This window comes from Leclercia adecarboxylata, from assembly GCF_006874705.1.
In the GTDB taxonomy this organism is placed as follows: domain Bacteria; phylum Pseudomonadota; class Gammaproteobacteria; order Enterobacterales; family Enterobacteriaceae; genus Enterobacter; species Enterobacter adecarboxylatus_C.
Genome location: NZ_CP035382.1, coordinates 4,483,349 through 4,506,827, shown reverse-complemented (window position 1 = coordinate 4,506,827; position 23,479 = coordinate 4,483,349). Strand labels below are relative to the sequence as shown.

Genomic DNA, 23,479 nt, shown 5'->3' with positions numbered 1-23,479 from the left:
ATCTCAGTGATGATTACTTATACCAATTGTTTGGTAGCCAAATGATAAGCAAAGTCGATTGTACGAGGTTAGCAATGCCGTCAGGAAGTCATGAGCCGCAACGGGATCCAGGGCTCAAGCGCAAAGCCTGGCTGGCGGTATTTCTCGGTTCCACGCTATTTTGGATCGTGGTGGCGTTACTGGTCTGGAAATTCTGGGGTTAACTATGACGGTACAGGGGCGCAGTGAAGCAGTGAAACCTATGTGTCAGCAACGTGACACTCGCCGCAAAGTCCGTAAAGAAGTGACAAGCCAGGTTCCTGCTTCCTGGACGCTGTCGCCGCAGCAGCAAGCCTTCATCGATTCGTTCGCAGAAGACGATGCCAAAAAACAATAATTCTGCCGCTCAGGCGTAGTGCATTAATAATCCGGTGCGCTTTTGTACTCTTTAATAAATACACTTCAGCAATACCGAACTGAGCCTGACTCAGCCGTAAACAAATAAATAAAGACGGGTGTCACAATGATGAATAATATATCCGGAGTCAAATACTGGTCGTGGATCGCCGCGTTCTCTCTGTCGATTCTCTTCTGGTCCCAGCTTATCTGGCTCTCCCTACACTGAAAAATAAAGCCTCGCTCAAGCGGGGCTTTTTCTTTTTGACCTCTCCTTTTCTCTGCAAATTTGTCCATTTGGGTTGTTATCAAATCGTTACGGTGACGATGTGTTATCTTTAATTACGGCCCTGATAAAGATCAGGGTATCGCAATCCCGGTAATTAAGGAGGAGCTTATGTCGTTAACCTTACGCGAAGCCAGTAAGGACACACTGCAGGCCGAGAACAAAACCTATCACTACTACAGCCTGCCGCTGGCCGCCAGGGAGCTTGGGGACATCGACCGTTTACCCAAGTCGCTTAAAGTGTTACTGGAAAATCTCCTGCGCTGGCAGGATGAGGTCTCTGTCACCTCCGAAGACATCCACGCCCTCGCCGGGTGGCTGCAAAATGCCCATGCCGACCGGGAGATAGCCTATCGTCCGGCCAGGGTCCTGATGCAGGACTTTACCGGCGTTCCGGCGGTGGTCGATCTGGCGGCGATGCGCGAAGCCGTCAAACGTCTTGGCGGCGATACGGCCAAAGTGAATCCGCTTTCCCCTGTGGATCTGGTGATTGACCACTCGGTGACCGTGGACCACTTTGGTGACGATGAGGCGTTTGAAGAGAACGTACGCCTGGAGATGGAGCGTAACCACGAGCGTTATGTGTTTCTGAAATGGGGCCAGCAGGCCTTCAGCCGCTTCAGCGTTGTTCCACCCGGCACCGGCATCTGCCATCAGGTCAATCTCGAATACCTCGGCAAGGCGGTGTGGAGTGAACTGCAGGATAAAGAGTGGGTGGCCTACCCGGATACGCTGGTCGGCACCGACTCGCACACCACCATGATCAACGGCCTTGGCGTGCTGGGCTGGGGGGTAGGGGGGATCGAAGCCGAGGCCGCTATGCTCGGTCAGCCAGTGTCGATGCTGATCCCTGACGTGGTCGGTTTTAAGCTGACCGGCAAACTGCGTGAAGGCATCACCGCCACCGATCTGGTGCTCACCGTGACCCAGATGCTACGTAAGCACGGGGTGGTGGGCAAATTTGTTGAATTCTACGGTGACGGACTCGACTCATTGCCGCTGGCGGACCGGGCCACCATCGCCAACATGGCGCCGGAATACGGCGCGACCTGTGGCTTCTTCCCGATAGACGGCGTCACGCTGGAGTATATGCGCCTCAGCGGGCGCAGCAGCGAGCAGGTTGAGCTGGTTGAGGCCTATGCCAAAGCGCAAGGGATGTGGCGTAACCCGGGAGATGAACCGGTGTTTACCAGCACCCTGGCGCTGGATATGGGCGAGGTCGAAGCCAGCCTCGCCGGGCCGAAGCGTCCTCAGGATCGGGTCGCGCTGGGGGATGTGCCGAAGGCGTTTGCTGCCAGCAATGAACTGGAAGTTAATGCCGCGCAGAAGGATCGTCGACCCATTGATTACGTCATGAACGGCCATCAGTATCAGCTTCCGGATGGCGCGGTAGCGATCGCGGCCATCACCTCCTGTACCAACACCTCAAACCCCAGCGTGCTGATGGCGGCGGGACTACTGGCGAAAAAAGCCGTTACCCTTGGCCTGAAACGCCAGCCGTGGGTAAAAGCCTCGCTGGCTCCGGGCTCCAAAGTGGTCTCCGATTACCTGGCCCAGGCCCGGCTGACGCCGTATCTGGATGAACTGGGTTTCAACCTGGTCGGCTACGGGTGTACCACCTGTATTGGTAACTCCGGGCCGCTACCGGAACCTATCGAGACGGCGATCAAGCAGGGGGATCTGACGGTCGGGGCGGTGCTCTCGGGCAACCGCAACTTCGAAGGCCGTATCCACCCGCTGGTGAAAACCAACTGGCTGGCCTCACCGCCGCTGGTGGTAGCCTATGCCCTGGCCGGGAATATGAATATTAACCTCGCGACCGAGCCGCTGGGGCACGACCGCAAAGGGGATCCGGTTTATCTGAAAGATATCTGGCCGTCAGCGCAGGAGATCGCCCTCGCGGTAGAAAAAGTCTCCACCGACATGTTCCGCAAGGAGTATGCCGAAGTGTTCGAAGGCACGGCGGAGTGGAAAAGCATTGAGGTGGCGCGCTCGGATACCTACAGCTGGCAGGATGATTCCACCTACATCCGCCTGTCGCCTTTCTTTGACGAGATGCTGGCGGAGCCTAAACCGCTGGAAGATATCCATGGCGCACGGGTGTTAGCCATCCTTGGCGACTCGGTCACCACCGACCACATCTCTCCGGCGGGCAGCATTAAAGCGGATAGCCCGGCAGGGCGGTATCTGCAGAGTCGTGGCGTGGAGCGACGTGACTTCAACTCTTACGGGTCCCGTCGCGGTAACCATGAGGTGATGATGCGCGGCACCTTCGCCAATATCCGCATCCGCAACGAGATGGTGCCTGGCGTTGAGGGCGGGATGACCCGACATCTGCCGGGTACGGAAGTGATCTCGATTTACGATGCTGCTATGAAGTATCAGCAGGAAGGTACGCCGCTGGCGGTGATCGCCGGGAAAGAGTACGGTTCCGGCTCCAGCCGTGACTGGGCAGCAAAAGGGCCACGGCTGCTTGGCGTACGCGTGGTAATCGCAGAGTCCTTTGAACGTATCCACCGTTCAAACCTGATCGGGATGGGGATTTTACCGCTGGAGTTCCCGCAGGGGACATCGCGTAAAACGCTGGGGCTGACCGGGGAGGAGCGCATTGATATTGCGGATCTGCAAAGTCTGACGCCTGGCGCCACCGTGCCGGTCAAGCTGACGCGAGCGGATGGACAAACCGAGGTGGTAGACTGCCGCTGCCGAATTGACACCGCTACCGAGCTGACCTACTACAAGAACGACGGTATCCTGCACTATGTGATCCGTAATATGCTGAATTAACACACAGTGACCAGCCCGGCGCGCATCGCGCTGCCGGGCTGTTTTTTTTACTCGCTGAGCAGATGTCCAAGCTTCGCCGCTTTGGTATCCAGATAGTGTTCGTTGTTCGGGTTACGGCCCACGATCAGCGGCACACGTTCAACGATGTTGATGCCGGCTTCGGTCAGGATCTCGACCTTACGCGGGTTATTGGTCAGCAAACGCACTTCATCCACGCCCAGCAGCTTGAACATATCGGCGCACAGGGTGAAATCACGCTCGTCGGCTGCAAAGCCTAACTGATGGTTCGCTTCCACGGTATCGTATCCCTGATCCTGCAGGGCATAGGCGCGGATCTTGTTCAGCAGGCCGATATTACGCCCCTCCTGGCGGTGATACAGCAGGATGCCGCGGCCTTCTTCCGCGATGTGCGACAGGGCGGCTTCCAGTTGAAAACCACAATCGCAGCGCAGGCTAAACAGGGCGTCACCCGTCAAACACTCGGAATGGACGCGAGCAAGCACTGGCGTCTGCCCGGAGGTATCCCCGAACACTAACGCAACGTGATCCTGCCCGGTTGCCAGTTCTTCAAAACCCACCATCAGGAAATCGCCCCAGGGGGTTGGCAGATTGGCTTCTGCCACACGTTTAAGCTGCATGTGATTCTCCAAAAAATGCTGACACGCCTTGTGTCTGTTGCCTGTTTGGCTGTCGGTATTGTCTTATTTTGCCACAAGCTCCACACGTTCACCTAATCACCGCCAGCTTAACGAACGTTAAACGCACAATCCGACATTTTTACGCAGCTCTCATTTTTCAGTTATGATTGTGAGGCTTATCGAAAAAAGGAGACGACATGCTTTCAATTGCCCGCCGTACGGCGGTTGGCGCAGGGATATTGCTTATTATGCCTGTGGCTGTATGGATATCCGGCTGGCAGTGGCAGCCTGGCACGAACAGCGGATGGTTAAAGGCGCTGTTCTGGATCACGGAGACGGTCACCCAACCCTGGGGCATTATTACGCACGCGCTGCTATGCGGCTGGTTTTTATGGTGCCTGCGTTTTCGTCTGCGGGCCGCCATCATGCTCTTTGCCATTCTTGCCGGCGTGATCCTTATCGGCCAGGGGCTTAAATCCTGGGTGAAAGATCGGGTTCAGGAGCCGCGTCCGTTTGTCGTCTGGCTGGAAAAAACTCACCATGTCCCGGTCAACGACTTCTACAATTTAAAGCGTAAAGAACGCGGTGAGCTGGTGAAAGAACAGCTTACTGAACAACAGGCTGTCCCGACATTTTTACGCAAACACTGGCAAAAAGAGACCGGATTTGCCTTCCCGTCCGGACACACGATGTTCGCCGCAAGCTGGGCATTGCTGGGGGTAGGGCTGCTGTGGCCGCGCCGGCGCACGCTGACCATCGCCTTCCTGCTGGTTTGGGCGACGGGGGTAATGGGCAGTCGCCTGCTGCTCGGCATGCACTGGCCGCGGGATCTGGTGGTTGCCACTCTGATGTCGTGGCTGCTGATCACCTGCGCCACCTGGCTTGCCCAGCGCGTTTGTGGCCCACTCACGCCGCCGGCAGAAGAGAAGCGGGAAATAGCCGACAGGGACCAGGAAAGCTGACTGCGGTTGAAATTCTCATATTTAGCCGCAGATCCAGTCGTGGCGCGATGCTTTTTCCGTTTCGCGCCCGTCCTGAAAATGGTAGTTTATAAGGCTGGTTACGCTATGGTGAACACTCTTTATTCGCTCAAACCACATAACGGGAAGTAATGTGAAATATTTACTCATTTTCTTACTGGTGTTGGCGATTTTTGTCATTTCCGTCACATTAGGTGCGCAAAACGATCAACAGGTAACGTTCAATTATCTGCTGGCGCAAGGCGAATATCGGATTTCCAGCCTGCTGGCGGTACTCTTTGCGGCAGGATTTGCGATCGGCTGGCTTATTTGCGGTCTGTTCTGGCTAAAAGTTCGGGTTTCACTTGCCCGCGCCGAACGTAAAATTAAACGTCTTGAATACCAAATTGCGCCCACGACCGACGTTCCGGTAAGTTCAGGTGTGCCGGTAGCGAAGGAATAATCGAAGATGCTGGAGTTGTTGTTTCTGCTTTTGCCTGTAGCCGCAGCCTATGGCTGGTATATGGGCCGCAGAAGTGCGCAACAAACAAAACAGGATGAAGCCAACCGTCTTTCACGCGACTATGTCGCCGGGGTTAACTTCCTTCTGAGCAATCAACAGGATAAAGCGGTAGACCTGTTCCTTGAGATGTTGAAAGAGGATACCGGCACCGTTGAGGCCCACCTTACTCTCGGCAATCTGTTCCGTTCCCGGGGCGAAGTTGATCGCGCCATCCGCATCCACCAGACCTTAATGGAAAGCGCCTCATTAACCTATGAGCAGCGTCTGCTGGCCGTACAGCAGTTGGGACGCGACTACATGGCGGCAGGGTTGTACGATCGCGCCGAAGAGATGTTCAATCAGCTGGTGGATGAAACCGATTTTCGCATCAGCGCTCTGCAACAACTCCTGCAAATTTACCAGGCCACCAGCGAATGGCAGAAAGCGATTGACGTTGCGGAACGTCTGGTGAAGCTGGGTAAAGACAAACAGCGCGTAGAAATCGCCCATTTCTATTGCGAACTCGCCCTGCAGCAGATGGGCAATGAAGACATGGACAAAGCCATGGCGCTTCTCCGGAAGGGCGCTGCCGCGGATCGCAGCAGCGCGCGTGTCTCCATCATGATGGGGCGCGTGTACATGGCGAAAGGCGATTACCAGAAAGCGGTAGAGAGCCTGCTGCGGGTCATCGACCAGGATAAAGAGCTGGTCAGCGAAACCCTGGAGATGCTGCAAACCTGCTATCAGCAACTGGGTATGGCCGAAGAGTGGGTGGCCTTCCTGCGCCGTTGCGTGGAAGAGAACACCGGGGCCTATGCCGAGCTGATGCTGGCGGATGTCGTCCAGGAGCACGAGGGCAGCGACACCGCACAGATTTACATTACCCGTCAGCTGCAGCGTCATCCCACTATGCGCGTGTTCCACAAGCTGATGGATTACCACCTCAACGATGCGGAAGAGGGGCGCGCCAAAGAGAGCCTGATGGTGCTGCGCGACATGGTCGGCGAGCAGATCCGCAGCAAGCCGCGCTATCGCTGCCAGAAGTGCGGTTTTACTGCCTACACCCTGTACTGGCACTGTCCGTCGTGTCGCGCCTGGTCAACCATTAAGCCGATTCGCGGCCTCGATGGGCAGTAATTTTTAAAAAAATCCTTTTTTAGTTACAACATACTTTGACGCCTTTTCAGTCTGAACGGTGCGCGCTGCAGTCTGGCAGGAATGAAAATGGAACCTGTTCATTTTCGTGATGCACAGGTAGAATGCACGCCGTTTAACATTCCCGCGCCGATGCGGCGCCCATCGACGAGAAGGTCCGGTCATGACGTCTGTAGCTCCCTCTTCATCCCGCGCAGTTACTGAATCTCCTGTTGTTGTCGCTCTGGATTACAACAATCGCGATAACGCGCTTGCGTTCGTTGATCGTATTGACCCGCGCGACTGCCGCCTGAAAATCGGCAAAGAGATGTTTACGCTCTTTGGCCCGCAAATTGTGCGTGACATGCAGCAGCGCGGTTTTGATGTCTTTCTGGATCTGAAATTCCACGATATTCCTAACACCACTGCCCATGCGGTAGCGGCTGCTGCCGAGCTGGGCGTCTGGATGGTTAACGTGCACGCCTCAGGCGGTGCGCGGATGATGACCGCAGCTCGTGAAGCTCTTCAGCCCTTTGGCAAAGACGCGCCGTTACTGATTGCGGTTACCGTGTTGACCAGCATGGAGTCCAGCGACCTGCTGGATCTTGGCGTGACACTGTCACCAGTAGAGCATGCCGAGCGTCTGGCGCGCCTGACGCACAGCTGTGGGTTGGACGGGGTGGTTTGCTCAGCTCAGGAAGCCGTGCGCTTCAAAAGCGCTATTGGCCAGGACTTTAAGCTGGTAACGCCAGGTATTCGTCCTCAGGGCAGCGATGCCGGCGACCAGCGCCGCATTATGACCCCGGAGCAGGCGCTGGCGGCGGGCGTAGACTATATGGTTATTGGTCGTCCGGTAACCCAATCTGCTGACCCGGCACAAACTCTGAAAGCCATCAACGCATCACTTCACAAGGGGGCGTAATGCGCGATAACAACAGTCGCCTGGTCTATTCGACCGACACCGGGCGCATAGATGAACCGAAAGCGGTAGCTGAGCGTCCGAAAGGCGACGGCATTGTACGAATTCAACGCCAGACCAGCGGGCGTAAAGGAAAGGGCGTATGCCTCGTGACCGGCATTGATGCTGACGATGCCACCCTGGCAGCCATTGCCGCTGAACTGAAGAAAAAATGCGGTTGCGGCGGGGCCGTCAAGGATGGCGTAATTGAGATCCAGGGCGACAAGCGGGATCTGATTAAATCCCTGCTGGAAGCAAAAGGGATGAAAGTGAAATTAGCGGGTGGTTGACGCGTGCCAGAAACAAATAAGCCACGGTCGAGACCGTGGCTTATTATTTTTATTTTGAGATAACGCCAGAAACAAAAGGGCATTATCAAATGACTGCGGTGGAAATCGGTTAGTTATTTAACCTGATGACCGATGATACCACCCACTGCGGCACCACCCAGGGTCCCCAGCGTGCTTCCGTCAGTTAAGACGGAACCACCGATTGCGCCTGCACCCGCACCAATCGCGGTATTACGGTCTTGTCTGCTCATGCCGGAGCATGCGCTCAGGGACAATGCCAGCGTAACGGCCAGCATAGCAGCGGATAATTTTTTGCTGTTAATAGACATAACTCATTCTCCTGAAGTAGTGGTCCACGGAAATAACTCTGCTTAATTAAGTGTAAAACTCTTAAGCGTGTTTTCCATGAAACTGTTCGCGCAGGCGTTACAAAATCACGCAGGTGATAGTCACTTCCTGTTATATCGCTAACATTAATTTTACGTCTTTATCACTGATCCAACAGGTAAATAGTCTTAAAGGCTGCGTCAGAATAATCTCAGAGCGAAAGGGCAGGTAAACGCCCGGCGAACCGGGCGTTGGAGGGGAGTCAGGCTGGCTTTTTCACGATATCGACGATGAGCCCGTCGTGCTGCAGTTTCTCGCTGTGGGCCGCTTTGATGCCTTCGTCAGTAATAACCCGGCTGAAGCGGGAGACCGGGCCCATGGTGTAGGGATGCACCGCGCCAAATTTGGTGCTGTCGGTCAGCACAATAGCCTCACCGCCTTTTTCAAGCACCGCATTGACCACGTCTGAACGCATCATATCCCGCCCGGTAAAGCCGGTTTCAGGTTGCCAGCCATCGATGCCGATAAAGGCCTTGCTGAAATGAACCTGCTGAACATACTGACGTGTAAGAGGGCCAACCATGCTTTCGCTTTTTTTCTGATAGATTCCGCCCAACAAAATGACTTCGCTGCGCGTCTCTTTCAGAAGATGAGCAATGTAGCTGCTCACCGTCACGATGGTGACTTCCTCTTTCTGCTCGGCCAGGGTACGCGCCAGCAGGGCATTACAGCTGCCGTTCTCGATAAACACCGTTTCGCCGTTGTTGACCAGAGAAGCGGCAAACTCCGCCAGTTCACGTTTCAGGGCATAGTTGTTCATCATGCGCGTTTCGACATCTTCGCTGTCGAGCGGCACGGCATAGCCATGCGCGCGGCGCAGATAGCTCATTTTTTCCAGAAGATTGAGATCCTGGCGGATGGTGACTTCAGACACGCCGGTACTTTTAGCCAGATCAACGACGCTCACACGTCCTGTGTCGATCACCATCTGTAATATTATTTGTTGTCGGGAATTCATAGCATCCATATTAAAACGGCTGAGCCGTTAGTTGAAAACTGACATAACCACGGGAGCTGCTGCGACCCTTAAACTTCCCACGGCGATTTAGGCTGTGCGGCGTCGCCGTTTTTCTGCGCGCCCGCCTGGGTCAGTAATTCTGATTTTAATATCTCGAGATTACGCAGAGCAGAGTTCACATCACCTGCAACCAGAATATCCAGCACAGTATCAATACGTTGGGCAACTTTCAGTGCATCGATATCAGACATAATCTCATCCCTAAATGAAAAGTGAATAAATTCAATGATGCAGAAATTAACGGCAAAAGAGAAGGGAAAAAGTGTGCTAACGAAAGTACATTAATAGTAGTGATATTTTCATACATCTTTATACAGAGGACTTTGGTAGTGGATTAGTCTAATTCTGCGCGCAAGGCGCTTTTTTCTATGAGGAATTAGACTATGACAATTATCAATCAGGCTACCTGTAAACTGTTCACTGATTCTGTACGATTCACCCAACTCGCAGCTTACTACGAAGAGGAAAGACGCACCGTGTGGATGATGCTGCGAGCTCAGCCACGCCCATGCTTCAATCATGCCCTGATTGAGGAGATCATGAACCTGTCCTGGCTGGTAAGGCAGTCCGGGTTTGAGGTCGATTTTTGGGTGACCGGATCGCTGGTGCCAGATATGTACAACACCGGCGGCGATCTACGTTTCTTTGTTGAGTGCATCGAGAATGGACGTCGCGAAGCGCTTCGGGCGTATGCCCGCGCGTGCGTGGACTGTGTCCATGCTGCGTCGCGTGGCTTCGATACCGGGGCAATCACCCTGTCGATGGTGGAGGGCAGTGCGCTTGGCGGCGGATTTGAGGCCGCGCTGGCGCACCACTTCCTGCTGGCACAGCGGGATGCGCGTTTAGGCTTCCCGGAGATCGCCTTCAATCTCTTTCCCGGCATGGGCGGCTACTCGCTGGTGGCACGCCGTTCAGGCATGAAACTGGCAGAAGAGCTGATCTACAAAGGGGAGTCACACACTGCAGAGTGGTATCAGCAGCAGGGGCTGGTGGACGTGCTGTTCGAACCCGGTCAGGGCTACGTAGCGACACGGACCTTCATCGACACGTTACAGCCTAAAATGAACGGCGTCAGAGCCATGCTCCGCGCGCGTCAGCGGGTGTTGCAGCTGCCGCGTAGTGAGCTTATGGATATCACGGAAGACTGGGTGGATGCCGCATTCTGTCTGCAGCAGAAGGACGTGGCCTATATGCAGCGGCTGGTTCAGCTCCAGGACCGCCACACCGCATCAGGCTTGCGTAAAGCCAGCTAACGCGCGTTGCGTGCCTGATATCGTTTAAACCATCGCTCGAATGCGACAGCGGGCATGGGCTTAGCAAAGAGAAAACCCTGTCGTTCGTTGACGCCATTCTTTGTCAGAAAGGCGTCTTCTTTCGCGCTCTCCACCCCTTCGGCAATCACCTGCAAATTCAGCGCCTGGGCGACGGCAACAATCGCCCTCACCAGTGACTGCGACACAGACTGCTTATGGATATCCCGGACAAAGGCCTGATCGAGCTTAATAGCATCAATCGGGAAGCGGGCCAGCTGCGACAGCGACGAATAACCGGTGCCGAAGTCATCGAGATGGATCTGCGCCCCCAGCTGGCTGAACTGCTGGATAACCGACAGCGCCAGCTCTTCGTTTTCAATCAGGCAACTTTCCGTCAGCTCCACATCAATCGGGCAGTACTCAAAATTGAGATCCTTCAGCGCCTGTTTCAGATCGCTGAATATGGTCTGATCCGCCAGCTGGCGCGCCGAGACGTTGACCGCTACGCGCAAATTAATGCCTTTATCGCGCCATTTGGCGACCTGGCGGACCACATCGAGCATCACCCAACGGCCCAGCGGCACGATGAGCCCCGACTCTTCGGCATAGGAGATAAACTCCAGCGGCGGGATCAGGCCGCGCTCTGGCGACTGCCAGCGAACCAGCGCTTCGAGGGTTCTGACCTCACCTCGCCAGGTGATCTTCGGCTGGTAGTGGATCACCAGCTGATCATTATCCAGCGCCTTGCGCAGGTTAGTGTCCAGCCACAGATATTCAAAGACGCGCTGATTCATCTCCGGTGAGAAGACGCAAAACGTGCCACGTCCGTTCTCTTTGGCGGTGTACATGGCGGTGTCGGCATTGCGGATCACGCTTTCACGATCGGTCCCATGCTGCGGGGCAAGGGAGATGCCCAGCGAGCAGCCGGTATAGACTTCAATCAAACCAATCCGGAAAGGCTGGCGCAGCCGGGTCAGGATCCGCGACGCCATCGCTTCCAGCGCACCCTGGGAAGTCCCGGTGGCCAGCACGATGAACTCATCGCCGCCCAGACGAGCCAGTACCTGGCCATCTTCCAGACAGCTGAGGATCGCCAGCGCCACGGCCTGTAAAAGTTGGTCGCCAAACATATGCCCGTAGGCATCATTCACTTTTTTGAAATTATCGAGGTCAAGGTAGACCACGCCCACCTGAGTGTCGCCGCGCTTATCGATCGCTTCGCTGATCATATCGTGAATGGCATTGCGGTTTGGCAGGCCGGTAATGGTATCGGTATTAGCGAGTACCCGGAGCCGCTCCTGAGCACGACGCTCTTCAGTGATATCCGTACCGGAGCAGATAAGGAAAATTTCGTTTTTGCCGCTGCCGCTGTGCACAAATTTATTACGAAACAGGAACAGACGTTGCCCTTTGCGGGTTTTGATCCAGCGCTCCACTTCATAAGAGCTACCGTCACGGAAAAAACCGCTGATATTACGGCGGGAGGCAGCGGCTTCGCTGCGGCTCATAAACAGCTTAAAAACGTTCTGACCAATGACTTCGTGCTCTTTCATCCCGGTGTATTCTTCGCTCAGGCGGTTGAAGCGTTGAATATTGCCGTGCCGATCGAGAATGACGATGACCGAGTTGGCTTCAGAAACTACCTGTTCGGCAAAGGAGAGACCCTGCGCCAGATCGCGGGCGACAGCGGAGGTGTCATGCCAGGCGGAGGCGGTGCCGGCCCACTCTTTTTTATTGATTTTGCGGCCTACCAGGTGCACTGGCACATCGGTACCGTACAGGGAGAGCGTCATGGTAATGCTGGAGGTGATCACCGTCATCTGGCGAATATGACTGGCCTGTTCATCGGTCAACGCGACAACCTGTGTAGTGTCTGCGCTTTCACTGGCCGCAAGATGGAGCGCATTACTGTCCGCCGTCAGCCGCCACCAGGGACTGTGGGTGCCCATGTAACGAAACAGCAAATTTTGCTCCAGATCGTCAATCATGCTCTCTCCCAGGCGCACTTAATTGCACAGATTGTGCATTTCCAGTCGGTTTAATCGCAATAAAACGGCGGTAAACCCGAACTAAACCTATTGTTTTTTCCCAGTATTCTTATATTAGAACGAGAATGGCGAAAAAGGATACAGACGAATGAATATTCCTGTAGCGCATTAAGACGTGAATCCGCCCGCCGTTAATAATTGTGATCGCTTTTTGCAATTTGTGGGAGGGAAAGGTACGTAAAAATAATGAGTATGAGGTTTTAGAGGTAATAAAAAAGTCGGATCACCCGGCGTGGGTGGATCCGACTTTTCAGCAGGCGACAATCAGACGGCAGGGCGGGCAATAACGCTGCGTGTTTCCATGCGTACTTCAGCGATAGTGACGTCGATAACCTCAGTCACCCTATAGGCCACTTCACCTTTAATCTGAACGGTGCCGTTCTCCTGGCTGCAAACCAGTTCGTCACGCACGGCGTGCAGGAACGGGGCCGGAATAAAGGCCACGGCGCCGTTATCCACCAGACGAACACGCATGCCGCCGCGGCTGATATCGATGATTTCGGCCGCAAAACGGGCATCAGTCCCGGCTTTGTCTTTCAGGAAGCGGGCATACAGCCAGTCACCGACGTCGCGCTCCGCCATGCGGTTAAGACGACGACGCTCTGCCATCTGCACGGTGGTTTCGTCCTGCGGACGGGCGATGGTTTCCCCTTTGACGATCGCTTTCAGCAGGCGGTGGTTAACCATATCGCCATACTTACGGATCGGGGATGTCCAGGTCGCATAGGCTTCCAGACCCAGGCCAAAATGCGGGCCAGGTTCGGTGCTGATCTCAGCGAAAGACTGGAAACGACGGATGCGGCTATCGAGGAAGCCGGACGGCTGTGCATCCAGCTCACGACGCAGCTTGCAGAAGCCGTTCAGCGTCAGGACTTCCTGCGGGTCGACGTGTACGTCATGAGTCTTCAGCAGGGCGGCCAGCGCCTCGCTGTTCGCCGGGTCGAAGCCGGTGTGCACGTTATAAATACCGAAACCGAGTTTGTCGCGCAGTACGCGGGCCGCACAGATGTTGGCCGCAATCATCGACTCTTCAACAATGCGGTTAGCAATGCGACGCGGTTCGGCAACAATATTCAGCACTTCACCTTTTTCACCGAGAATGAAGCGGTAGTCAGGGCGATCCTTGAACACCAGCGCGTGGGTCTTACGCCACTCGCTGCGGCTCAGGCAGACGCGCTGTAACAGACGGATCTGTTCAGCAATGGCGTCATTTGCAGGCTGCCAGCTACCGCTGTTTTCCAGCCAGTCAGACACTTCGTCATACACCAGCTTGGCTTTTGACTCGATGGTGGCTGCAAAGAATTCGATGTTCTCTTCGATGGTGCCATCGGTGGCGATGGTCATGCGGCAGGCGAGAACCGGACGGACTTCGTTAGCGCGCAGTGAGCACAAGTCGTCAGACAGTTCGCGCGGAAGCATCGGGATGTTGAAGCCCGGCAGATAGTTGGTGAAGGCGCGAATTTTAGCAGAGTCATCCAGCGGCGTGCCTTCAGCAATCCAGGCCGTAGGATCGGCAATGGCCACGGTTAACAGCAGCTTGCCGTCAGCCTGCTCTTCCACATACAGCGCATCGTCCATATCTTCGGTGCTGGCGCTGTCGATGGTCACAAAATTGAGGGCGGTGAGATCGCGACGCGTCAGACCTTCGTCCAGCATCTCCGTCGCTGCACCTTCTGGCGCTTCTTTTTCCAGATTATGACGTGCCAGCGTGACCCACCATGGCACGAAATGGTCGTCGCCGAAGGTAATAAACTGGGTCAGCTCGGCATAAAAACCGCGGTCGCCCTTGAGAGGGTGACGGCGCATTTCAGCCACGGCCCAGTCACCTTCTTTAAAATCATGTGCGACCCCGCGCTCGGCGCGGCAAGGGATGGCGTCTTTCAGCAGGGGATGGTCCGGAATGATGGACAGACGGTCATCTTTACGCAGCACCTTACCCACAAAGCGGGTCAGGAACGGTTCGATCAACGCTTCAGGCTCGGCAGATTCACGATCCTTTTCGCTATGGATCACGGCAGTAATACGATCGCCGTGCATCACTTTCTTCATCTGCGGAGGCGGAATGAAGTAACTTTTCTGTGCATCGACTTCAAGGAAGCCAAAGCCTTTTTCCGTGGCTTTTACGACCCCTTCAGCACGTGGCGTCTGGGAATGCAGTTGCTGTTTAAGCTGCGCTAGCAGCGGGTTGTCCTGGAGCATAGTGATCTATTTTCGTAGCCATTGAGCGGCTGACAGTTTTACGCGAATCTCACTGTTACGGCAAGCGCTCTTTAGGTAATGAGTAGGGTTATTCGCCTCTGCCGATGGCGATTTTCAGACGGCTCAACCAGCCGCAAAAAGCGCTCCAGGTCAGCAGGTTGATAGCCTGAACCGGGGGAAGACCCTCGTCCATCAGCGGGGTAAACTGCGCGGCGCTGAACCGATCAGGGGAGCGCGCCAGCTGTTCTACGGCGCGTTTTACCGCCTCATCTGGCGCATCGGCTGGTTGCGCGTTATGGATGCCGCTGACCAGAATCTCCCCCGTGTAATCGAGGATCGCCGGCTCATGGCACAGCACCGGCGTAAGCTGCTGCAATAGCGGCTCGGCCTGCCAGCGTTCAAGGGATGCCAGCTGCTGCGCGCTGGCGTTCCGTTGCTCAACGCCTGGCACGACAGACTCCCAGGCGTCCATGTTCAGCTCATTATCATCAATCAGGGCATGCGGGGGGATGTGGTGTCCGGGTAGCCAGCGGACAGGGTGCCCGAGCAGGGCCTGAAACACTGCGACAACCCGCGCCTGAAAACCGACAAAGCCGATAATCTGGTTGATGGTCACGATGTCATACACCGTCAGGCCCACATCATCGAGCTCCTGCTGCGCCTTGGCGTCGATCACGTCAGGCGAGCTGGCAAGCTGGCGGGCATACTGGGTGATCTGGGCGAGGCGGCGATTACTTTCACGAGAGGAGTCAGGACCGGGGAGCGGGGCGAGAAGCGCAGCGTAATGATTACACAGACGCTGCACGCCGCACACCTGCGCCACGGTCAGGGCGGTGCTGAATCGGTCGTACGCGCTCAGCGTGCGCAGGCGATTTACCGGCACGGCGCGCGGGAAAAAGAGGTCACACAGCGCCCGGGCCGGGGTTAACCAGCGTTCGCAGGCCGCCAGCAGCGTTGTCGGTAAAGTGAGGTTCAGCAAAAAACGATCCGCGACCTGTGCGGCTTCGGGAACCAAAGGCAGGACTTCCGTCGGGCTGCTACTGGACTGGGTCTCGTGATACCAGTGGCCTTTGCCAGAAATACGGCGTTGTTCCATGTGCGTTCCTTGATCTCAAAATGGCGATCAATATCCTGGCGTAAGGCGGATAAGCGGAAAAATATTGTTAGGTGATAACAAATAGCGGAACGGAATAACGAGAGGGAAAACGGGATGGAACGGCAGGCAAACCTTCCCGCCGCAGCGGGAAGGTGACGAACTTATTTGATTTCCAGCTCGTTCATTGCAGCGATGTTGAAACCGCCGTCAACGTGAACCACTTCGCCGGAGATGCCAGCCGAGAGGTCAGAGCACAGGAACGCCGCGGAGTTACCCACGTCTTCGATGGTGACGGTGCGACGGATTGGGGTAACCGCTTCGCAATGCGCCAGCATTTTACGGAAGTCTTTGATGCCGGAAGCGGCCAGGGTACGGATTGGACCCGCAGAGATACCGTTCACGCGCACGCCTTCAGGACCCATCGCGTTCGCCATATAGCGCACGTTAGCTTCCAGAGAGGCTTTTGCCAGGCCCATTACGTTGTAGTTCGGGATAGCGCGCTCAGCACCCAGGTAGGAGAGCGTCAGCAGGGCTGCGCCCGGGTTCAGCATGGTGCGGCAGGATTTTGCCATCGCCACAAAGCTGTAGGAGCTGATGTCGTGAGCAATTTTAAAGCCTTCACGGGTGACCGCGTTCACGTAGTCGCCATCCAGCTGGTCGCCCGGTGCAAAACCGATGGAGTGAACGAAACCGTCAAATTTCGGCCAGGTTTTTGCCAGCTCAGCGAACATGCCGTCGATGCTTTCATCTTGTGCAACGTCGCATTCCAGAATAATGCTGGAACCCAGCTGCGCGGCAAACTCTTCTACGCGGCCTTTCAGCTTGTCGTTCTGGTAGGTGAATGCCAGCTCAGCGCCTTCGCGATGCATCGCCTGTGCGATACCGTATGCGATGGACAGTTTGCTGGCAACGCCAGTCACCAGAATGCGCTTACCGGAAAGAAAACCCATAGCTCTAATCCTTATATTCATTGTTGTGGCGGCTGTCATCTGTTGGACAACCGTCGTTAAAACGCGGCGATAATAGCATGTGTCGCGTACAGTGTTAATCCGACCACTCCATACAGGGGCAGGTCAGCGATCTTTTCGCCAGGCATCGGCGGTTAAGGCTTCGCCAAAATGGCCGGCAATTAAACGTTTTGTCAGATCGTGAAGCGGCGAGGCCAGCACCGATGCGGTACTGCCGCGCTCCACCACCGAGCCTTCATGCATCACCAGCACCTGATCGCTGATGTGCTTCATCATCCCCAGATGCTGGGTCACGTAGATATACGAAATACCCTGTTTCTCCTGCAGCTCAAGCATCAGGTTGATTAACTGTGAACGCATCGACATATCCAGCGAGGCCAGCGCTTCGTCAGCGATGATCACCTTTGGCCGCAGGATCAGCGCGCGGGCAAGGCCGAGACGCTGTTTCTGCCCCGGTGCCAGCATATGTGGATAGTAACTGACGTGATCCGGCAGCAGCCCGACCATTCGCAGGGTTTCAATAATCTGCTTACGCCGCGCTTCAAACTCAAGATCGGTATTCAGACGTAGCGGAAAATCGAGGATCTGCGAGATACGCTGGCGCGGGTTCAGCGACGTCGACGGATCCTGAAAAATCATGCGGATCCGCTGACTGCGGAACGAGTAATCACCAAATTTCAGCAGATGGTCGTCAATCAATACTTCACCATCGGAGGGTTCGATCATCCCGGCCAGCATTTTCGCCAGCGTCGATTTCCCTGAACCGTTCTCACCGATGATGGCCAGGGTCTGCTTTTCCCGCAGAGTAAAGCTCAGCGGTTTCACCGCTTCGACGGTCTGGCGGCGGAACAAACCGGTACGGTAGCGAAAGGTCTTACTCAGGTTGCGCACTTCCAGCAAGGTTTCGACCATGTCACTCTTTCTCCATGTTCAGCGGGAAATGGCAGGCAAACAGATGGTTCCTCGGCCCGGCCAGGCGCGGGGTTTCAATGCATTTCCGCTGCGCATACGGGCAGCGCGGCCCGAGGCGACAGCCGATCGGCAGGTGCTCCAGCAGCGGAATTGCCCCCGGCAGGGTATTGAGGCGGCTTTTATGGGGCATAGCGCTGCCAAAATCGGGGATCGCACGGATCAGCGCCTGGGTATAGGGGTGATGCGGCATGGTCACCAGCTCCTCGCTACCGGCGGTTTCCACGGTTTGCCCGCAGTACATCACGTCAATCTTATCCGCCCATTTGCTCAACATCTGCAGGTCATGGCTGATCAGTAATATGGTCGTGTTGTTGTTCTGGTTAAGCCTGGTAAGCAGACGGAAAATTTGCGCCTGGGTAGTCGGCTCCATCGCGTTGGTCGGTTCGTCAGCAATCAGCAGGCGCGGCTGGTTGGCGAGCGCAATGGCGATCATCACTTTCTGACACTCGCCGTCGGTCAGCTCATAGGGGAAGCTGCGCATGGCATCTTTATGATCCTTGATCCCCACCCGGTGCAGCAGCTCGATGGCCCGGCGTTTACGCCAGCCAAAACGCTGCCACCAGCGGCCTTTATAGGTCCAGGCGGGAATGTTCTGCATCAGCTGTTTCCCCACCCGCTCCGACGGATCGAGGCAGGACTGCGGTTCCTGAAAAATCATCGACACGTTGTGGCCCACCAGCTTGCGTCGCTCGCGAACGGAGAGGCGCAGCAGGTCGATATCGTCAAAGCGCATGCGGTCAGCGGTGACGCGCCAGTTATCTTTCGCCACGCCGCAGATCGCTTTGGCAATTAAGCTTTTGCCCGAGCCTGATTCGCCCACCAGGCCGCGGATCTCGCCTTCGCTGAGGGTAATGCTGACGCGGTCGACCGCTTTCACCCAGCCTTCGCCGGTTTTAAATTCGATCGTCAGATTGCGAATATCCAGTAACGGCATTATTCCACCCCCGCCACAATGGCGCGACGAATGCCGTCGCCAAGCAGGTTAACCAGCAGCACGCTAATCATGATCGCCGCGCCCGGCAGCATCACAGTCCAGGGTGCTACGTAGATCAGCTCCAGCGCGTCGCCCAGCATTGCCCCCCATTCCGGAGAAGGGAGCTGCGCGCCCAGATCGAGAAACCCGAGCGCAGCGATATCGAGGATCGCCATCGACAGGGCGCGAGTGATCTCGGTGACCATCCCGGAGGCGATATTGGGCAGCACTGCGAACCACAGAATGTTTAAGGTGGTAGCGCCATCCAGACGAGCGGCAACCACGTACTCTTTTTCCAGCTCATCGTGAACCAGGCTGTAGACCGAGCGCACCATGCGCGGCAGCAGCGCCAGCCACACCGCAAACATGGCGTGGATCAGGTGTGGCCCGGAGAACGCCACCACGATGATTGCCAGCAGCAGCGACGGAATCGACAGCAGGGTATCGAGTATATGGTTAGTGACCGCCGAACGCAGGCCGTGGGTCGCCCCGGCGACAATGCCCAGCCCCAGACCGCACAGCGTGGCCGCCAGGGTGACCACAAAGGCGCCGCCCACCGTGGGTGCCGCGCCGCTCAGCAGGCGGCTTAAAACATCGCGGCCGAGGTCATCGGTACCGAGGAAGAAGGAGACTTCGCCGTAACGCGACCAGGAGGGGGGTAACAGCTGATAGCCAAGAAACTGCTGGTCGATGCCGTAGGGGGCAAACCAGGATCCCAGGATGCAGAGCAGCACCAGGCCGCCGCAGCCGTACAGGCCGATCATTGCCGTGGCGTCGCCGTAAAAATTACGCCACGCGGTGCGCAATGCGCCGGGCGTGCGCTTTTCACTGTATACGCTATCGTAAGGCATACCATTCCTTATGTTTCAGCGGGTTAGCCATAGCGCCCAAAATATCGGATATCACGTTAACAATAATCACCAGTGCGCCAATCACCATCACCCCAGCGGAGATGGCGGCGTAGTCCTGCTGGCGGATGGCGTTGATCAGCCAGCGCCCCAGACCCGGCCAGCTAAAGACCATCTCGGTAATCATCGCCAGCGTCAACATGGTGGAGAACTGCAGGCCAAGACGCGGGATCACCGGCGGCAGGGCGTTATGCAGGACATGGCGGCGTAAAATCGTCAGCCGCGACAGCCCGCGCGTGGCAGCGGCTTTAACATAGTTCTGATCAAACACCTCAATGGTGCTGATGCGCATCAGGCGAATGACCTCAGTCGTCGGCGCCACGGCCAGCGCCAGCACCGGCAACACCATGTGGCGCACGGCGCTGATAATCATCTCATGCCGCCAGACCGAATCTGAGAGCCAGGCGTCAATAATCGCGAAACCGGTGACCGTCTTCACCGCATACAGCAGGTCGAAACGCCCGGACACCGGCAACCAGCCAAGCGTGAGCGAGAAAAAGAGCGTCAGCAACAGCGCCAGCCAGAATACCGGTACTGAAAAGCCGAGCAGGGCGATGGCGCTGATAAGTTTATCCTGCCACTTGTTGCGGGTGATACCGGCCAGCATCCCGACCGGGATCCCGACCACCAGCGCAAAGCCGAATGCCAGAATGCACAGCTCCATGGTCGCAGGGAACACCTCTTTCAGCTGCTCGGCGATCGGCTGGCCGTTAATACTGGAGACACCGAAGTCCCAGTGCAACACGCCTTCAAACCAGAACCACCATGCATTCCACAGAGAGGCTCCCTGCAGCGGTGCATGGGGGGTGAAATAGCTCAGGCTGAAGCCGACAAAAGTCAGAAAGAAGAGGGTGATCAGCAACAACAGCAGCCGACGTAAGGTAAAAATAATCACGGTTTTTTCACCTCTTCTTGATTCTCACGGGAAACGCCGGCAAAGGACGCGTTACCAAACGGACTGAGCACCAGGCCTTTAATATCGTAACGGTACGCCTGCAGACGCAGGGAAGAGGCCAGCGGCAGCACCGGCAGCTCTTTAGCCAGAATCATTTGCGCTTCATCATAAGCATCGATTCGCGCCGCCAGCTGCTGAGTAGACAGCGCTTTGCGCAGAATGTCGTCAAACTCGCGGTGGCACCAGTGGGCGTAGTTGGTCTGCGAATCGATCGCCGCGCAGCTCAGCAGCGGCCGGAAGAAACTGTCCGGGTCGTTACTGTCGGTTGCCCAGCCGGCAAGGGTTAAATCATGGTTCATGTCCATCAGGCGCGCCTCCTGAAAACGGCCTTCCACCGGGATAATCACCACCTTGACCCCCACCTGGGCGAGGTCGGCCTGCAGCAGCTCGGCGGTTTTCAGCGGACTCGGGTTCCATGCCTGGGAGCTGGTGGGCACCCACAGTTGCAGGGTGAGGTTCTCCGCCCCCAGCGCCTTGAGCTGCTCGCGTGATTTATCCGGGTTGTATTCAGTAATTTTAGCCTCGCTATCGTAAGCCCACGAGGCGCGGGGCAGGATTGATGCGGCGGTCTCTGCGGTACCGTAATAGATGGACTGCATCAGACGCTGGTTATTGATCGCCAGCGCCAGGGCGTGACGCACCGCCGGGTTGTTCAGCGGCGGCTTATTGGTATTAAACGCCAGATAGGCAATGTTCATTCCCGGGCGCAGCGTCAGGCGCAGACGCGGATCGTCGCGCAGGATGGTCAGCTGGCTGGCAGCAGGCCAGGCCAGCACATCGCACTCGCCGGTGAGAAGTTTCGATAAACGGCCTGTTCCGCCGGAGCCTAAATCCACCACCACCTGGGGCATCAGCGGTTTGCCGCGCCAGAATTTCTCATGGCGTTGCAGGCGCACATACTGACCGGCGCGATATTCTGCGATCTGGAACGGTCCGGTGCCCACCGGCTGGCGGTCCATCTGCTCCTGTTTGTCCTGCAGGGTCAGCTGGGTGGCATATTCGGAGGACATCACCGAGGCATAGTGCGTTGCCAGATGCCACAGGAAGGAGGCATCCGGACGGGCGAGGGTGAACTCCACCGTGCGGTTATCCAGCTTGCGTACGTTTTTCACCGTATCGGCAAACTGCAGGCTGTCGAAGTAGGGGAAGCTGCCGCCGTTGACGTAGTGCCACGCATGGTCGCGGTTAAAAATGCGCTGGAAGGTAAAGACCACGTCATCCGCATTGAGTTTGCGGGTGGGTTTAAACCACGGCGTGGTCTGGAAGTTCACATCGTCGCGCAGACGAAAACGGTAGGTTGCGCCGTTGTCTAAAACTTCCCAGCTCTCGGCCAGCTCCGGCACCAGGCGGTAGGTATAGGGATCGACATCCAGCAGGCGGTCATACAGCTGCGCGGCGAGAGTGTCGACGATCAAACCGCTGCTCGCTTTTTGCGGGTTGAAGGTGTTGACCTGCCCACTGACGCAGTAGACAAAGCCGCTGTCGCGAATATCGGCGCGATCCGCAGGCACGGGGGCAGCAAAAGCCTGGCTACTTAACAGACCGAGCGCAATCAGGGACGAGAAAACCAGACGCATAATTTTTAAGGTTTTTAGTGACGATCTGCAAAGTGTATCGCACTTACACCTGCTTCGTAAAAATGTCTGCGGATAAGTGCTGATATTGTCAGCGCATTTGATGCTTTTTGAGCAATGCCCTGAGTTGATGATAGGTAAGACCCAGCAGCTCAGCCGCGCGTTTCTGATTAAATTTTGCCTGCCGCAGGCTCTGCTCCAGTAGCTGCTTTTCCTGCGTCTGCTGGAACTGGCGCAAATCCAGCGGCAGGGTGGGCGAAGCCGTGGCGTGGGGCTGAGCGACAGGGGATGGTGTGGAACGATTGAAGGGATCGATCACAATCTCATCGAGCTCGGTTTCGCTGCTGCCGTGGCGATAGACGGAACGCTCAACCACGTTCTTCAGCTCACGGATATTGCCCGGCCAGCGGTAATCGAGCAGCGTTTCGCGGGCGCGCTGGCTAAAGCCAGGGAACAGCGGTAGCCCCAGCTCACGACACATCTGGATGGCAAACTGCTCCGCCAGCAGCATAATATCGCTGCGCCGCTCGCGCAGCGGGGGCAGGTTGACGACGTCAAACGCCAGCCGATCCAGCAGGTCGGCGCGAAACCGCTCCTGCTCCACCATCTCCGGCAAATTAGCGTTGGTAGCGCACACCAGCCGCACATTTACCTGTAGCGGCTGACTGCCGCCCACGCGCTCCAGCTCGCCATACTCTATGACGCGCAGCAGCTTTTCCTGCACCAGCATCGGGGCGGTAGCCAGCTCATCGAGGAACAGCGTGCCGCCGTCTGCGCGCTCGAAGCGGCCGGGATGACGACGTTGCGCCCCGGTAAAAGCGCCAGCCTCGTGACCGAACAGTTCGGTATCGAGCAGATTTTCATTCAGCGCGGCGCAGTTCAGGGAGATGAAAGGCCCGTCCCAGCGCCCGGATAAATAGTGCAGGCGGTTGGCTATCAGCTCTTTCCCGGTGCCGCGCTCGCCGATAATCAACACCGGTTTGTTCAGCGGTGCCAGCCTTGAAACCTGCTCCAGCACTTCGAGAAAGCTGTTGGCTTCCCCTAATAAGGTATCTTTAAATTCAGCCATGATGAAATTAACCATTTATTGGTGTGATTCACTAAGCGAGAGTAGGGTGGAACGGGCGAAAAAGCAATCACCTTGCGTAAAATCAATAAGATAAAAAGTTGGCACGGGATTTGTATTAGCTAAGCAGCAG

At 56.3% G+C, this 23,479-nt stretch carries 24 protein-coding genes; 10 read left to right on the top strand and 14 right to left on the bottom strand.

What is annotated here, in order from left to right; genetic code table 11:
• The first annotated feature begins 41 nt into the window (after window positions 1-41).
• The 4 genes from ES815_RS22495 (at window position 42) to acnA (ending at window position 3,448) form a co-directional block, all read left to right on the top strand.
• Complete coding sequence (locus ES815_RS22495; RefSeq protein WP_142489804.1) at window positions 42-203, top strand: YmiA family putative membrane protein; 162 nt, start codon at window positions 42-44, stop codon at window positions 201-203.
• Between the two features lie 2 nt (window positions 204-205).
• A complete protein-coding gene (locus ES815_RS23865) occupies window positions 206-376 on the top strand; it encodes a hypothetical protein (protein WP_197090526.1) in 171 nt (56 codons plus the stop codon).
• 126 nt (window positions 377-502) lie between these two features.
• The gene (gene ymiC, locus ES815_RS24025; RefSeq protein ID WP_231312181.1) at window positions 503-604 is read left to right on the top strand and encodes a small membrane protein YmiC; all 102 of its coding nucleotides are present in this window, start codon (window positions 503-505) and stop codon (window positions 602-604) included.
• A gap of 168 nt (window positions 605-772) precedes the next feature.
• A complete protein-coding gene (gene acnA, locus ES815_RS22490; protein ID WP_142489803.1) occupies window positions 773-3,448 on the top strand; it encodes an aconitate hydratase AcnA in 2,676 nt (891 codons plus the stop codon).
• A gap of 47 nt (window positions 3,449-3,495) precedes the next feature.
• Here the strand turns inward: acnA and ribA are convergent, their stop codons facing one another.
• Window positions 3,496-4,086, bottom strand: a complete 591-nt coding sequence (gene ribA / locus ES815_RS22485) for a GTP cyclohydrolase II (protein WP_106993149.1) — start codon at window positions 4,084-4,086, stop codon at window positions 3,496-3,498.
• Window positions 4,087-4,283: 197 nt separating this feature from the next.
• Between ribA and pgpB the strand changes: the two genes are divergently transcribed.
• From pgpB to yciH, 5 genes are all read left to right on the top strand, one after another.
• Window positions 4,284-5,048: a phosphatidylglycerophosphatase B gene (pgpB, locus tag ES815_RS22480; protein WP_142489802.1), complete on the top strand. Its 765-nt coding sequence runs from the start codon at window positions 4,284-4,286 to the stop codon at window positions 5,046-5,048.
• Between the two features lie 151 nt (window positions 5,049-5,199).
• Window positions 5,200-5,508 (top strand): LapA family protein, encoded by a 309-nt coding sequence (locus ES815_RS22475; protein WP_106993147.1) that lies wholly within the window; start codon window positions 5,200-5,202, stop codon window positions 5,506-5,508.
• A gap of 6 nt (window positions 5,509-5,514) precedes the next feature.
• Complete coding sequence (gene lapB, locus ES815_RS22470; protein WP_142489801.1) at window positions 5,515-6,684, top strand: lipopolysaccharide assembly protein LapB; 1,170 nt, start codon at window positions 5,515-5,517, stop codon at window positions 6,682-6,684.
• Between the two features lie 181 nt (window positions 6,685-6,865).
• The gene (gene pyrF, locus ES815_RS22465; RefSeq protein ID WP_142489800.1) at window positions 6,866-7,603 is read left to right on the top strand and encodes an orotidine-5'-phosphate decarboxylase; all 738 of its coding nucleotides are present in this window, start codon (window positions 6,866-6,868) and stop codon (window positions 7,601-7,603) included.
• Window positions 7,603-7,929, top strand: coding sequence for a stress response translation initiation inhibitor YciH (yciH, locus tag ES815_RS22460; RefSeq protein WP_142489799.1), 327 nt, complete (start codon window positions 7,603-7,605; stop codon window positions 7,927-7,929). Before pyrF ends, yciH begins: the two co-directional genes overlap by 1 nt.
• Window positions 7,930-8,042: 113 nt before the next feature.
• On the opposite strand, the gene osmB is transcribed toward yciH, so the two are convergent.
• The 3 genes from osmB to ES815_RS22445 all read right to left on the bottom strand — a co-directional run bounded on the left by osmB (window position 8,043) and on the right by ES815_RS22445 (window position 9,525).
• Window positions 8,043-8,258, bottom strand: coding sequence for an osmotically-inducible lipoprotein OsmB (gene osmB, locus ES815_RS22455; RefSeq protein WP_106993143.1), 216 nt, complete (start codon window positions 8,256-8,258; stop codon window positions 8,043-8,045).
• Window positions 8,259-8,518: 260 nt separating this feature from the next.
• The gene (locus ES815_RS22450) at window positions 8,519-9,274 is read right to left on the bottom strand and encodes a DNA-binding transcriptional regulator YciT (protein WP_142489798.1); all 756 of its coding nucleotides are present in this window, start codon (window positions 9,272-9,274) and stop codon (window positions 8,519-8,521) included.
• A 68-nt stretch (window positions 9,275-9,342) separates the two neighbouring features.
• The gene (locus tag ES815_RS22445; RefSeq protein WP_106993141.1) at window positions 9,343-9,525 is read right to left on the bottom strand and encodes a hypothetical protein; all 183 of its coding nucleotides are present in this window, start codon (window positions 9,523-9,525) and stop codon (window positions 9,343-9,345) included.
• A gap of 192 nt (window positions 9,526-9,717) precedes the next feature.
• On the opposite strand from ES815_RS22445, the gene ES815_RS22440 reads away from it, so the two are divergent.
• Window positions 9,718-10,587 carry a crotonase/enoyl-CoA hydratase family protein gene (locus ES815_RS22440; RefSeq protein WP_142489797.1) on the top strand — a complete coding sequence of 290 codons (870 nt, stop codon included), beginning with the start codon at window positions 9,718-9,720 and terminating at the stop codon, window positions 10,585-10,587.
• Here the strand turns inward: ES815_RS22440 and pdeR are convergent.
• The 10 genes from pdeR to pspF all read right to left on the bottom strand — a co-directional run bounded on the left by pdeR (window position 10,584) and on the right by pspF (window position 23,349).
• Entirely contained in the window at window positions 10,584-12,575 is a 1,992-nt protein-coding gene (gene pdeR / locus ES815_RS22435; protein ID WP_142489796.1) for a cyclic di-GMP phosphodiesterase, read from the bottom strand. The genes ES815_RS22440 and pdeR overlap by 4 nt on opposite strands.
• Before the next feature lie 324 nt (window positions 12,576-12,899).
• A complete protein-coding gene (locus tag ES815_RS22430; protein WP_142489795.1) occupies window positions 12,900-14,834 on the bottom strand; it encodes an exoribonuclease II in 1,935 nt (644 codons plus the stop codon).
• A gap of 88 nt (window positions 14,835-14,922) precedes the next feature.
• Window positions 14,923-15,930: a CMD domain-containing protein gene (locus ES815_RS22425; RefSeq protein WP_142489794.1), complete on the bottom strand. Its 1,008-nt coding sequence runs from the start codon at window positions 15,928-15,930 to the stop codon at window positions 14,923-14,925.
• Window positions 15,931-16,091: 161 nt separating this feature from the next.
• Entirely contained in the window at window positions 16,092-16,880 is a 789-nt protein-coding gene (fabI, locus tag ES815_RS22420) for an enoyl-ACP reductase FabI (RefSeq protein WP_142489793.1), read from the bottom strand.
• 123 nt (window positions 16,881-17,003) lie between these two features.
• Window positions 17,004-17,810, bottom strand: coding sequence for a putrescine export ABC transporter ATP-binding protein SapF (gene sapF / locus ES815_RS22415; RefSeq protein WP_142489792.1), 807 nt, complete (start codon window positions 17,808-17,810; stop codon window positions 17,004-17,006).
• 1 nt (window position 17,811) lies between these two features.
• A complete protein-coding gene (sapD, locus tag ES815_RS22410; RefSeq protein WP_142489791.1) occupies window positions 17,812-18,804 on the bottom strand; it encodes a putrescine export ABC transporter ATP-binding protein SapD in 993 nt (330 codons plus the stop codon).
• Window positions 18,804-19,694 (bottom strand): putrescine export ABC transporter permease SapC, encoded by an 891-nt coding sequence (gene sapC / locus ES815_RS22405; protein WP_142489790.1) that lies wholly within the window; start codon window positions 19,692-19,694, stop codon window positions 18,804-18,806. Before sapC ends, sapD begins: the two co-directional genes overlap by 1 nt.
• Window positions 19,681-20,646, bottom strand: a complete 966-nt coding sequence (gene sapB / locus ES815_RS22400; protein WP_142489789.1) for a putrescine export ABC transporter permease SapB — start codon at window positions 20,644-20,646, stop codon at window positions 19,681-19,683. Before sapB ends, sapC begins: the two co-directional genes overlap by 14 nt.
• Window positions 20,643-22,283, bottom strand: coding sequence for an ABC transporter substrate-binding protein SapA (gene sapA / locus ES815_RS22395; RefSeq protein ID WP_142489788.1), 1,641 nt, complete (start codon window positions 22,281-22,283; stop codon window positions 20,643-20,645). Before sapA ends, sapB begins: the two co-directional genes overlap by 4 nt.
• Before the next feature lie 88 nt (window positions 22,284-22,371).
• Entirely contained in the window at window positions 22,372-23,349 is a 978-nt protein-coding gene (gene pspF, locus ES815_RS22390; RefSeq protein ID WP_142489787.1) for a phage shock protein operon transcriptional activator, read from the bottom strand.
• Window positions 23,350-23,479: the final 130 nt, after the last annotated feature.

Bases quoted from the DNA above. Each gene is read 5' to 3' on its own strand.
- ES815_RS22495 (WP_142489804.1), top strand. From the start codon at position 42: ATGATAAGCAAAGTCGATTGTACGAGGTTAGCAATGCCGTCAGGAAGT.
- ES815_RS23865 (WP_197090526.1), top strand. From the start codon at position 206: ATGACGGTACAGGGGCGCAGTGAAGCAGTGAAACCTATGTGTCAGCAA.
- ymiC (WP_231312181.1), top strand. From the start codon at position 503: ATGATGAATAATATATCCGGAGTCAAATACTGGTCGTGGATCGCCGCG.
- acnA (WP_142489803.1), top strand. From the start codon at position 773: ATGTCGTTAACCTTACGCGAAGCCAGTAAGGACACACTGCAGGCCGAG.
- ribA (WP_106993149.1), bottom strand. From the start codon at position 4,086: ATGCAGCTTAAACGTGTGGCAGAAGCCAATCTGCCAACCCCCTGGGGC.
- pgpB (WP_142489802.1), top strand. From the start codon at position 4,284: ATGCTTTCAATTGCCCGCCGTACGGCGGTTGGCGCAGGGATATTGCTT.
- lapB (WP_142489801.1), top strand. From the start codon at position 5,515: ATGCTGGAGTTGTTGTTTCTGCTTTTGCCTGTAGCCGCAGCCTATGGC.
- pyrF (WP_142489800.1), top strand. From the start codon at position 6,866: ATGACGTCTGTAGCTCCCTCTTCATCCCGCGCAGTTACTGAATCTCCT.
- yciH (WP_142489799.1), top strand. From the start codon at position 7,603: ATGCGCGATAACAACAGTCGCCTGGTCTATTCGACCGACACCGGGCGC.
- osmB (WP_106993143.1), bottom strand. From the start codon at position 8,258: ATGTCTATTAACAGCAAAAAATTATCCGCTGCTATGCTGGCCGTTACG.
- ES815_RS22450 (WP_142489798.1), bottom strand. From the start codon at position 9,274: ATGAATTCCCGACAACAAATAATATTACAGATGGTGATCGACACAGGA.
- ES815_RS22445 (WP_106993141.1), bottom strand. From the start codon at position 9,525: ATGTCTGATATCGATGCACTGAAAGTTGCCCAACGTATTGATACTGTG.
- ES815_RS22440 (WP_142489797.1), top strand. From the start codon at position 9,718: ATGACAATTATCAATCAGGCTACCTGTAAACTGTTCACTGATTCTGTA.
- pdeR (WP_142489796.1), bottom strand. From the start codon at position 12,575: ATGATTGACGATCTGGAGCAAAATTTGCTGTTTCGTTACATGGGCACC.
- ES815_RS22430 (WP_142489795.1), bottom strand. From the start codon at position 14,834: ATGCTCCAGGACAACCCGCTGCTAGCGCAGCTTAAACAGCAACTGCAT.
- ES815_RS22425 (WP_142489794.1), bottom strand. From the start codon at position 15,930: ATGGAACAACGCCGTATTTCTGGCAAAGGCCACTGGTATCACGAGACC.
- fabI (WP_142489793.1), bottom strand. From the start codon at position 16,880: ATGGGTTTTCTTTCCGGTAAGCGCATTCTGGTGACTGGCGTTGCCAGC.
- sapF (WP_142489792.1), bottom strand. From the start codon at position 17,810: ATGGTCGAAACCTTGCTGGAAGTGCGCAACCTGAGTAAGACCTTTCGC.
- sapD (WP_142489791.1), bottom strand. From the start codon at position 18,804: ATGCCGTTACTGGATATTCGCAATCTGACGATCGAATTTAAAACCGGC.
- sapC (WP_142489790.1), bottom strand. From the start codon at position 19,694: ATGCCTTACGATAGCGTATACAGTGAAAAGCGCACGCCCGGCGCATTG.
- sapA (WP_142489788.1), bottom strand. From the start codon at position 22,283: ATGCGTCTGGTTTTCTCGTCCCTGATTGCGCTCGGTCTGTTAAGTAGC.
- pspF (WP_142489787.1), bottom strand. From the start codon at position 23,349: ATGGCTGAATTTAAAGATACCTTATTAGGGGAAGCCAACAGCTTTCTC.